At 69.6% G+C, this 8,939-nt stretch carries 9 protein-coding genes; 8 read left to right on the top strand and 1 reads right to left on the bottom strand.

The genetic code is table 11. From position 1 onward, the window contains the following. The first annotated feature begins 18 nt into the window (after window positions 1-18). Both RBXJA2T_RS15495 and RBXJA2T_RS15500 read left to right on the top strand, forming a co-directional pair. The gene (locus RBXJA2T_RS15495; RefSeq protein WP_009858351.1) at window positions 19-678 is read left to right on the top strand and encodes a winged helix-turn-helix domain-containing protein; all 660 of its coding nucleotides are present in this window, start codon (window positions 19-21) and stop codon (window positions 676-678) included. Next, window positions 675-2,180, top strand: a complete 1,506-nt coding sequence (locus RBXJA2T_RS15500) for an ATP-binding protein (RefSeq protein WP_029718675.1) — start codon at window positions 675-677, stop codon at window positions 2,178-2,180. Before RBXJA2T_RS15495 ends, RBXJA2T_RS15500 begins: the two co-directional genes overlap by 4 nt. A 40-nt stretch (window positions 2,181-2,220) precedes the next feature. On the opposite strand, the gene RBXJA2T_RS15505 is transcribed toward RBXJA2T_RS15500, so the two are convergent. Beyond that, entirely contained in the window at window positions 2,221-2,643 is a 423-nt protein-coding gene (locus tag RBXJA2T_RS15505; RefSeq protein WP_009858353.1) for an acyl-CoA thioesterase, read from the bottom strand. A gap of 93 nt (window positions 2,644-2,736) precedes the next feature. Between RBXJA2T_RS15505 and RBXJA2T_RS15510 the strand changes: the two genes are divergently transcribed. The 6 genes from RBXJA2T_RS15510 to RBXJA2T_RS15535 all read left to right on the top strand — a co-directional run bounded on the left by RBXJA2T_RS15510 (window position 2,737) and on the right by RBXJA2T_RS15535 (window position 8,750). Beyond that, on the top strand, window positions 2,737-4,578 hold the full coding sequence (locus RBXJA2T_RS15510) for an ABCB family ABC transporter ATP-binding protein/permease (RefSeq protein ID WP_009858354.1): 1,842 nt from the start codon (window positions 2,737-2,739) through the stop codon (window positions 4,576-4,578). Between the two features lie 24 nt (window positions 4,579-4,602). Then, complete coding sequence (locus RBXJA2T_RS15515) at window positions 4,603-5,511, top strand: LysR family transcriptional regulator (RefSeq protein WP_009858355.1); 909 nt, start codon at window positions 4,603-4,605, stop codon at window positions 5,509-5,511. A gap of 131 nt (window positions 5,512-5,642) precedes the next feature. After that, window positions 5,643-6,530, top strand: a complete 888-nt coding sequence (locus RBXJA2T_RS15520) for an amino acid ABC transporter substrate-binding protein (RefSeq protein WP_009858356.1) — start codon at window positions 5,643-5,645, stop codon at window positions 6,528-6,530. A 65-nt stretch (window positions 6,531-6,595) separates the two neighbouring features. Next, window positions 6,596-7,333 carry an amino acid ABC transporter permease gene (locus tag RBXJA2T_RS15525; RefSeq protein ID WP_009858357.1) on the top strand — a complete coding sequence of 246 codons (738 nt, stop codon included), beginning with the start codon at window positions 6,596-6,598 and terminating at the stop codon, window positions 7,331-7,333. A 4-nt stretch (window positions 7,334-7,337) separates the two neighbouring features. Further along, complete coding sequence (locus RBXJA2T_RS15530) at window positions 7,338-8,003, top strand: amino acid ABC transporter permease (protein WP_009858358.1); 666 nt, start codon at window positions 7,338-7,340, stop codon at window positions 8,001-8,003. 12 nt (window positions 8,004-8,015) lie between these two features. Beyond that, complete coding sequence (locus RBXJA2T_RS15535) at window positions 8,016-8,750, top strand: amino acid ABC transporter ATP-binding protein (RefSeq protein ID WP_009858359.1); 735 nt, start codon at window positions 8,016-8,018, stop codon at window positions 8,748-8,750. Window positions 8,751-8,939 lie beyond the last annotated feature (189 nt).

Here is an 8,939-nt window from a genome sequence, read left to right on the forward strand (position 1 = left end):
AGGCTTAGCATCCCCACCATGCGCATCCTGCTCGTCGAAGACGATCCGCTGCTCGGTGACGGCCTTCGCGCCGGGCTCACTCAAGCCGGCTTCCAGGTCGACTGGGTGCGCGACGGCGAGGCCGCGTCGCGCGAGCTGCGCTCGGCGGTGCACGCCGCCGCGGTGCTGGACCTGGGCCTGCCGCGCAAGGACGGCCTGGAGGTGCTGGCCGAGACCCGCCGGGCCGGCGTGCGCCTTCCGGTGCTGGTGCTGACCGCGCGCGACGCCGTCAGCGACCGCGTCATCGGCCTGGACAGCGGCGCCGACGACTACGTCGTCAAGCCGGTGGACCTGGACGAGCTGGCTGCGCGGCTGCGTGCGCTGATCCGTCGCGCCCACGGCCAGACGCAGGACCTGCTGGCCGCCGGCGAGGTCGTGCTCGACCCGGCGGCGCGCACCGTCACGCGGGGCGGCGAGCCGGTCGTGCTGTCGCAGCGCGAGTTCGACCTGCTGCACGCGCTGATGCTCAACGCCGGGCGCGTGCTGACGCGCGAGCAGCTCGAGCAGCATCTGTACCGCTGGGGCCGCGAGGTCGAGAGCAACGCCGTCGAGGTGCACGTGCACCACCTGCGGCGCAAGCTCGGCGCCGAGCTCGTGCAGACGGTGCGCGGCGTCGGCTACCTGCTGCCCGGCGAATGAGGCGCCTCGTGCCGCGTTCGCTGCAGGGCCGGCTGCTGCTGCTGGTGCTCGGCCTGGTGGCCGTGCTCTGGCTGGCGACGCTGGCCATCACCTTCCGCGACACGCGGCGCGAACTGAGCGAATTGCTCGACGCCCACCTGGCGCAGGCCGCGACGCTGCTTGTCGCCCAGCAGGTGCGCACGATCGAGGACGCGGACGACGACGATGACGACGACGACCATCGCGACCGCGCCGCCGAGCAGCGCCGGCGCGAAGCGCGCGACGCCGCGCACGCCGCGCGTCACGCCGCCAAACGCGAGGCCAGGCGCCAGCGCCACGACCACGAGGACGACGACCGTTTCGGCATCGCCGCGCTGCGCCACTATTCGCCGCGCGTGGCCTTCCAGGTCTGGCACGAAGGGCGGCTGGTGCAGCGTTCGGCCAACGCGCCCGAGGCCCGGCTCGACGGTCTGGGGCCGGGCGGGCGGCCGCTGCGCCAGGACCGCGACGGTTTCGGCCTGGTGCGCATCGACGGCGAGGTCTGGCGCCTGTTCAGCGCCCGCGGCGCCGAGCGCGACGTGCAGGTCTTTGTCGCCGAGCACCTGGACTCGCGCCGCTCGATCCTTGGCGCGCTGCTGTGGGGCACGCTGTGGCCGCTGGCGCTGGGCCTGCCGTTGCTCGGCCTGGGCGTCTGGTGGGCGGTGCGTGCCGGCACCGCGCCGCTGCGCCGCCTGGGCGCGACGCTGGCTGAACGCGAGCCGCAGGCGCTGCAGCCGGTCGAGGTGGCCGACGCGCCCAGCGAGATGCGGCCGATGCTCGACGAGCTCAACAGCCTGTTCGAGCGCATCGCGCGCATGGTCGAGACCGAGCGCCGTTTCACCGCCGACGCCGCGCACGAGTTGCGCACGCCGATCGCCGCGATCCGCACCCAGGCCCAGGTGGCGCTGGGCGAGGCCGACGGCGAACGCCGCCGCCACGCGCTGCAATCGACGATCGAAGGCTGCGACCGCGCCGTGCGCCTCGTCGAACAGCTGCTGACGCTGGCCCGGCTGGACGCCGGCGGCCAGGCGCCGGCCGTGGCGCTGGTGGCGCTGGACGCGGTCGCGCGGCGCGTCGCCGCCGCGCTGGCGCCGCAGGCGCTGGCACGCCGTCAGCAGCTCGAGCTGGACGCCGACGGCGATCTGCGTGTCGACGGCGTCGAGGCGTTGCTGTCGGTGCTGATCCGCAACCTCGTCGAGAACGCGCTGCGCTACAGCCCGGCCGGCGCGACGGTGCGCGCCACGGTCGCGCGCCACGGCAGCACCGTCGTGCTGACCGTCGAGGACAGCGGCCCCGGCATGGCCGAGGCCGACATCGCGCGCCTGGGCGAACGATTCTTCCGTGTGCTCGGCCAGGAGGCCAGCGGCAGCGGCCTGGGCTGGTCCATCGTGCGGCGCATCGTCGCGCTGCACCACGCGCAGTGCGAAGTCACGCGTTCGGCCACGCTCGGCGGGCTGGCGGTGAGGGTGTTGCTGCCGGCGTGATGCCGTCCCCGGCGCCCGCCAGGCGGCCGGAGGGCCACGGTCAGCGGGGGATCGTGCGCGGCTTGCCGTCGTCGGTGATCGCGACGTAGGTCAGGTTGGCCTCGGTCACCTTGACGATCTGCGGGTCGGCCGGGTTGCGCTCGGCCCAGACCTGCACGTGCACGGTGACCGAGGTGTTGCCGATGCGCTCGACGTGGGCATAGAAGCTCAGCAGGTCGCCGATCGACACCGGCTGCTTGAAGACGAACTGGTTGACGGCCACCGTCGCGATGCGGCCGCGCGCCACGCGCGCCGGCAGCACGGCGCCGGCCAGATCCACCTGCGCCATGATCCAGCCGCCGAACACGTCGCCGTTGGCGTTGGCGTCGGCGGGCATCGGCATCACGCGCATCACGAGTTCGGCACCGTCGGGCAGCGTGGCCGGGGGCATGTGCGGGACGGCCGAGGCTGCGGGGGCGTTCATACGGGACAGGCTCCAGGAAAGACGACGGCCGGCATTGTGGCCTGCCGGGCCGCGGCCGGCGCCGCGCCGGCTGCGCGGCGACAATCCCGGCCCATGCGTTCCGCCTCCCGTTCCATGCGAGCTCCCCCGGCGCCGGCCCCCGAACCGGGCGCGCCGCGCTCGGACTGGCGGACGCTCGCGCGCCTGCTGCCCTTCCTCTGGGTCTACCGCTGGCGGGTGTCGATCGCGCTGGCCTGCCTGGTCGCGGCCAAGGTCGCCAACGTCGGCGTGCCGGTGCTGCTGAAGGAGCTGGTCGACGCGATGTCGATCAAGCCCGGCGACACGATGGCGCTGCTGGTCGTGCCGGTCGGGCTGATCGTCGCCTACGGCGCGCTGCGCCTGTCGACCTCGGTGTTCACCGAGCTGCGCGAGCTGATCTTCGCGCGCGCCACCGAAGGCGCCTCGCGCAGCATCTCGCTGAAGGTGTTCCGCCACCTGCATGCGCTGTCGATGCGTTTCCACCTGGAGCGCCAGACCGGCGGCATGACACGCGACATCGAGCGCGGCACGCGTGCCGTGCAGGCGCTGATCTCGTACTCGCTCTACAGCATCCTGCCGACGCTGATCGAGGTCGGCCTGGTGCTCGGCCTGCTGGCGCTGAAGTTCGACGCGCTGTTCGCCTGGATCACCGCCGGCGCGCTGCTTTTCTACATCGTCTTCACGATCGTCGTCACCGAGTGGCGCACGCAGTTCCGGCGGCAGATGAACGAGCTGGACTCGAGCGCGCACTCGCGCGCCGTCGACGCGCTGCTGAACTACGAGACCGTCAAGTACTTCAACAACGAGGAGTTCGAGGCCCGGCGCTACGACGAGAGCCTGGAGCGGCTGCAGCGCGCCAAGATCAAGAGCCAGGGCACGCTGAGCCTGCTCAACACCGGGCAGCAGCTGATCATCGCCGCGGCGCTGGTGGGCATCCTGTGGCGCGCCACCGCCGGCGTCGCCGAGGGCCGGCTGACGCTGGGCGACCTGGTGATGATCAACGCCTTCATGATCCAGCTGTACATCCCGCTGAACTTCCTCGGCGTGATCTACCGCGAGATCAAGCAGGCGCTGACCGACCTGGACAAGATGTTCAACCTGCTCGAGCGCGAGCGCGAGGTCGCCGACGCGCCCGGTGCCGCCGAGCTGAAGGTCGCCACCGGCACGGTGCGCTTCGAGGGCGTGGACTTCGCCTACGACCCGGCGCGGCCGATCCTGCACGGCGTCAGCTTCGAGATCCCGGCCGGGTGCACGGTGGCCGTGGTCGGCGCCTCGGGCGCCGGCAAGTCGACGCTGGCGCGGCTGCTCTACCGCTTCTACGACGTCACCGGCGGGCGCATCACGGTCGACGGCCAGGACATCCGCGCCGTCACGCAGCAGAGCCTGCGCCGCGCGATCGGCATCGTCCCGCAGGACACGGTGCTGTTCAACGACACGGTCGAGTTCAACATCGCCTACGGCCGCCCCGGCGCCACGCGCGAGGAGGTCGAGGCGGCGGCGAGGTCGGCGCACATCCACGATTTCATCGCCGCCACGCCCAAGGGCTACGAGACGATGGTCGGCGAGCGCGGCCTGAAGCTCTCCGGCGGCGAGAAGCAGCGTGTGGCGATCGCGCGCACGCTGCTGAAGAACCCGCCGATCCTGATCTTCGACGAGGCGACCTCGGCGCTGGACTCGGCCAACGAGCGTGCGATCCAGGCCGAGCTGAAGAGCGCGGCGCAGGGCAAGACGGCGCTGGTCATCGCCCACCGGCTGTCGACGGTGGTCGACGCGCACGAGATCGTCGTGCTCGACCACGGCCGCGTCGTCGAGCGCGGCGCCCACGCCGAGCTGCTGGCGCGCGACGGCCGCTACGCCGAGATGTGGCGGCTGCAGCAGGCCGCGCGCGACGATGCCGGCGAGCCGGCCGGCGCCTGACGCCGCACTGCATACACTGGCCCGATGGAAACCAAGTGGCTCGAGGACTTCGTGAGCCTCGCCGAGACCCGCAGCTTCTCGCGTTCGGCGCAGCTGCGCCACGTCACGCAGCCGGCGTTCTCGCGCCGCATCCAGGCGCTGGAGGCCTGGGCCGGCATCGACCTCGTCGACCGTTCGTCGTACCCGACGCGGCTCACGCCCGCCGGCGAGACCTTCCACGCCCAGTCGCTGGAGATCCTGGGTTCGCTGGCCTCGGCGCGCAACATGATGCGCTCGTACCAGGCCGCGGGCCTGGACATGATCGAGTTCGCGGCGCCGCACACGCTGGCCTTCACCTTCTTCCCGCACTGGCTGATGGACCTGCGCCAGCGCTTCGGCAACATCAAGAGCCGGCTCACCGGGCTGAACGTGCACGATGCGGTGCTGCGCCTGACCGAAGGCGGCTGCGACCTGCTGATCGCCTACCACCACCCGTCGCAGCCGCTGCAGCTGTCCACCGACCGCTACGAGATGCTGAGCCTGGGCACCGAGACCCTGGCCGCCTACGCCAAGCCCGACGCCGACGGCCAGCCGCTGTTCCGCCTGCCCGGCCACGAGCGTGTGCCCTGGCTGAACTACGCCTCGGGCGCCTACATGGCGCGCCTCGTCGAGCTGATCCTCAAGCAGGCGCCGGTGCCGGCGCAGCTCGAGCCGATCTACGTCACCGACATGGCCGAGGGCCTGAAGGCGATGGCGCTCGAAGGCCACGGCCTGGCCTTCCTGCCGGCCAGCTCGGTGCACAAGGAGCTTGAGGCGCGGCGCCTGGTGCCGGCGGCGGCGCCCGGCAGCTTCGAGCTGACGATGGACGTGCGCATCTACCGCGAACGTCCCGAGTTCGCCCGCCATCCCAAGCCCGGCGTGCAGGCCTTGTGGGACTTCCTGCAGCGAGGCTGAAGCGCGACGATCGGGGGGCACGGTGGCCCGATTCATGCATTCCACGGGGTTGCACGCTTCGTTCGTCCGTGTGCTATCCCTAAAATGAGCGATTCCGCCTTTCCCCTGCTTCTCACTGCGAAGGAGAGTTCATGAAGAAGACGCTGCTGGCTGCAGCCACGCTGCTGGCCGTCGGTGCCGTCCAGGCCGACACCCTGTCCAAGATCAAGGAGACCGGCACGGTCACGATGGGTGTGCGCGAGTCCTCGGGCCTGTCGTACACGCTGGGTGACGGCAAGTTCGTCGGCTATCACATCGACGTCTGCCAGAAGGTGCTCTCCGACATCCGCAAGAAGCTCGGCCTGTCGAGCCTGACCATCAAGTACCAGCCGGTCACCTCGCAGAACCGCATTCCGCTGGTGCAGAACGGCACCGTCGACATCGAGTGCGGCTCGACGACGAACAACGTCGCGCGCCAGAAGGACGTGGCCTTCGCCGTCACGACCTTCGTCGAGGAAGTGCGCATCGCCGTCAAGGCCGACTCGGGCATCAACTCGATCGCCCAGCTCGTCGGCAAGACCGTCGCCACGACCACCGGCACGACCTCGGTGCAGACGCTGCGCAAGCACGAGCGCGCCAACGGCGTCGACTTCAAGGAGGTCTACGGCAAGGACCACGCCGACAGCTTCCTGCTGCTCGAGTCGGGCCGCGCCGACGCCTTCGTGATGGACGGCTCGATCCTGGCGAAGAACATCGCCACGTCGAAGAACCCGGCCGGCTTCAAGATCGTCGGCGAAGTGCTGTCGGTCGAGCCGATCGCGATCATGCTGCGCAAGGACGACGCCGCCTTCAAGGCCGCCGTCGACGAGAGCATCAAGGCGCAGATCAAGAGCGGCGACCTGGCCAAGACCTACGACAAGTGGTTCCTGCAGCCGATCCCGCCGACCAACGCCAAGATCGGCATGCCGCTCAACGACGCCACCAAGGCCGCGTGGGCGACCCCGAACGACAAGCCGATGGAAGAGTACGCCAAGCGCTGACGCGTCTTGCGCCGGGCCCGCTCCCGTCTCGGGGCGGGCCCTCGTTTCGTTTTTGAGGAGAGCGCGTGACCTGGGACTGGCAGATCTTCTGCACCGAGACCGTCACCGGTGAAGTGCTGCCGGGCTGCTTCGGCCGCGGCGGCGACATCACCTACCTGAACTGGCTGATGTCGGCCTGGGGCTGGACGCTGTCGGTGTCGGCGCTGGCGCTGATCGTCGCGCTGGTCTTCGGCTCGCTGATGGGCATCCTGCGCACGACGCCCGACCGGCGGCTCGTGTGGTTCGGCAACGCCTGGACCGAGCTGTTCCGCAACATCCCGCTGCTGGTTCAGATCTTCCTCTGGTACCACGCGCTGCCGGCGCTGTTCAAGCCGCTGCAGGCCTTCCCGAGCTTCGTGCTGGTGGTCTTCGCGCTCGGCTTCTTCACTTCGGCGCGCATCTCCGAGCAGGTGCGTGCGGGCATCCAGAGCCTGCCGCGCGGCCAGCGCTACGCCGGCCTGGCGATGGGCCTGACGCTGCCGCAAACCTACCGCTACGTGCTGCTGCCGATGGCCTTCCGCATCATCGTGCCGCCGCTGACCAGCGAGGCGATGAACATCATCAAGAACTCGTCGGTGGCCTTCGCGGTCAGCATCGCCGAGCTGACGATGTTCGCGCTGCAGGCCGGCGAGGAGACCTCGCGCAACATCGAGATGTACCTCGCGGTGACGGTGCTCTACTTCTTCTCGGCCTTCGCGATCAACCGCGTCGCGCTGGTCATCGAGAACCGTGTCCGCGTGCCGGGCATGATCGGCGGGAAGTGAAGCGATGAATCTCGACTTCAGCTTCTTCAGCGCCGACGTCATCTCGGGCTTCATCGTCAAGGGCCTGCTGTTCTCGCTGCAGCTGACGCTGGTGGCGATGATCGGCGGCATCATCCTGGGCACGCTGCTGGCGCTGATGCGCCTGTCCGGCAAACCCTGGCTGGTGACGCCCGCGGCGGCCTACGTCAACACCATGCGCAGCATCCCGCTGGTCATGGTGATCCTGTGGTTCTTCCTGCTGATCCCGCTGCTGCTGGGCAAGCCGATGGGCGCCGAGCTCTCGGCCTTCGTGACCTTCACGCTGTTCGAGGCCGCGTACTACTCGGAGATCATGCGCGCGGGCATCCAGAGCGTGCCCAAGGGCCAGGTCTACGCCGGCTACGCGATGGGCATGAGCTACCGCCAGACGATGCAGCTGGTGGTGCTGCCGCAGGCCTTCCGCAACATGCTGCCGGTGCTGCTGACGCAGACCATCATCCTCTTCCAGGACACCTCGCTGGTCTACGCGATCGGCGCCTACGACCTGCTGAAGGGCTTCGAGATCGCCGGCAAGAACTTCAACCGGCCGGTCGAGACCTATCTCGTCGCCGCCGTCGTCTATTTCGTGATCTGCTTCGGCCTGTCGATGCTCGTGCGGCGGCTGCAGGCGCGCATCGCCATCATCCGCTGAGGAACCTTCCGAATGATCCAGATCCAGAACGTGAGCAAGTGGTACGGCTCCTTCCAGGTGCTGACCGACTGCACCACGTCCATCCAGAAGGGCGAGGTCGTCGTCGTCTGCGGCCCGTCGGGCTCGGGCAAGAGCACGCTGATCAAGACCGTCAACGCGCTCGAGCCTTTCCAGAAGGGCGACATCGTCGTCGACGGCATCAGCCTCAGCGACCCGAAGACCAACCTGCCCAAGCTGCGCGCGCGCGTCGGCATGGTGTTCCAGCATTTCGAGCTGTTCCCGCACCTGTCGGTGACCGAGAACCTGACGCTGGCGCAGATCAAGGTGCTCGGCCGCTCGGTCGACGAAGCCAAGACGCGCGGGCTGAAGATGCTCGAGCGCGTCGGCCTGATGGTGCACAAGGACAAGTACCCGGGCCAGCTCTCCGGCGGCCAGCAGCAGCGTGTGGCGATCGCGCGTGCGCTGTCGATGGACCCGATCGTCATGCTGTTCGACGAGCCGACCTCGGCGCTGGACCCGGAGATGGTCGGCGAGGTGCTCGACGTGATGGTGCAGCTCGCCAACGAGGGCATGACGATGATGTGCGTCACCCACGAGATGGGCTTCGCCAAGAAGGTCAGCCACCGCGTGATCTTCATGGACCACGGCAAGATCGTGGAGGACTGCACGAAGGACGAGTTCTTCGGCAATCCGGACGCGCGTTCGGTGCGCGCCAAGGACTTCCTCTCGAAGATCCTGTCGCACTGAGTTCCCGCGGCCACGCCCGCCGGCGTGCCTTCCTGATCCTCCCCGCCCGGGTGCGCGGGCCCCCGTCCGATGACGCTGCACCCGCCGACCATCCTCGTCTTGCTGCTGCTGGGCTACGTGATGCTCGGCCTGCAGCTGGCGATGGTGCGCCGGCGCCTCAACGAGGTCGAGGCGTTGCGGCGCTGGAGC

This window comes from Rubrivivax benzoatilyticus JA2 = ATCC BAA-35 (assembly GCF_000190375.1).
In the GTDB taxonomy this organism is placed as follows: domain Bacteria; phylum Pseudomonadota; class Gammaproteobacteria; order Burkholderiales; family Burkholderiaceae_C; genus Rubrivivax; species Rubrivivax benzoatilyticus.

What these genes read in the sequence shown, in the direction of transcription:
- RBXJA2T_RS15495 (WP_009858351.1), top strand. Translation starts at nt 19, where the DNA reads ATGCGCATCCTGCTCGTCGAAGACGATCCGCTGCTCGGTGACGGCCTT.
- RBXJA2T_RS15520 (WP_009858356.1), top strand. Translation starts at nt 5,643, where the DNA reads ATGAAGAAGACGCTGCTGGCTGCAGCCACGCTGCTGGCCGTCGGTGCC.
- RBXJA2T_RS15505 (WP_009858353.1), bottom strand. Translation starts at nt 2,643, where the DNA reads ATGAACGCCCCCGCAGCCTCGGCCGTCCCGCACATGCCCCCGGCCACG.
- RBXJA2T_RS15515 (WP_009858355.1), top strand. Translation starts at nt 4,603, where the DNA reads ATGGAAACCAAGTGGCTCGAGGACTTCGTGAGCCTCGCCGAGACCCGC.
- RBXJA2T_RS15530 (WP_009858358.1), top strand. Translation starts at nt 7,338, where the DNA reads ATGAATCTCGACTTCAGCTTCTTCAGCGCCGACGTCATCTCGGGCTTC.
- RBXJA2T_RS15510 (WP_009858354.1), top strand. Translation starts at nt 2,737, where the DNA reads ATGCGTTCCGCCTCCCGTTCCATGCGAGCTCCCCCGGCGCCGGCCCCC.
- RBXJA2T_RS15535 (WP_009858359.1), top strand. Translation starts at nt 8,016, where the DNA reads ATGATCCAGATCCAGAACGTGAGCAAGTGGTACGGCTCCTTCCAGGTG.
- RBXJA2T_RS15500 (WP_029718675.1), top strand. Translation starts at nt 675, where the DNA reads ATGAGGCGCCTCGTGCCGCGTTCGCTGCAGGGCCGGCTGCTGCTGCTG.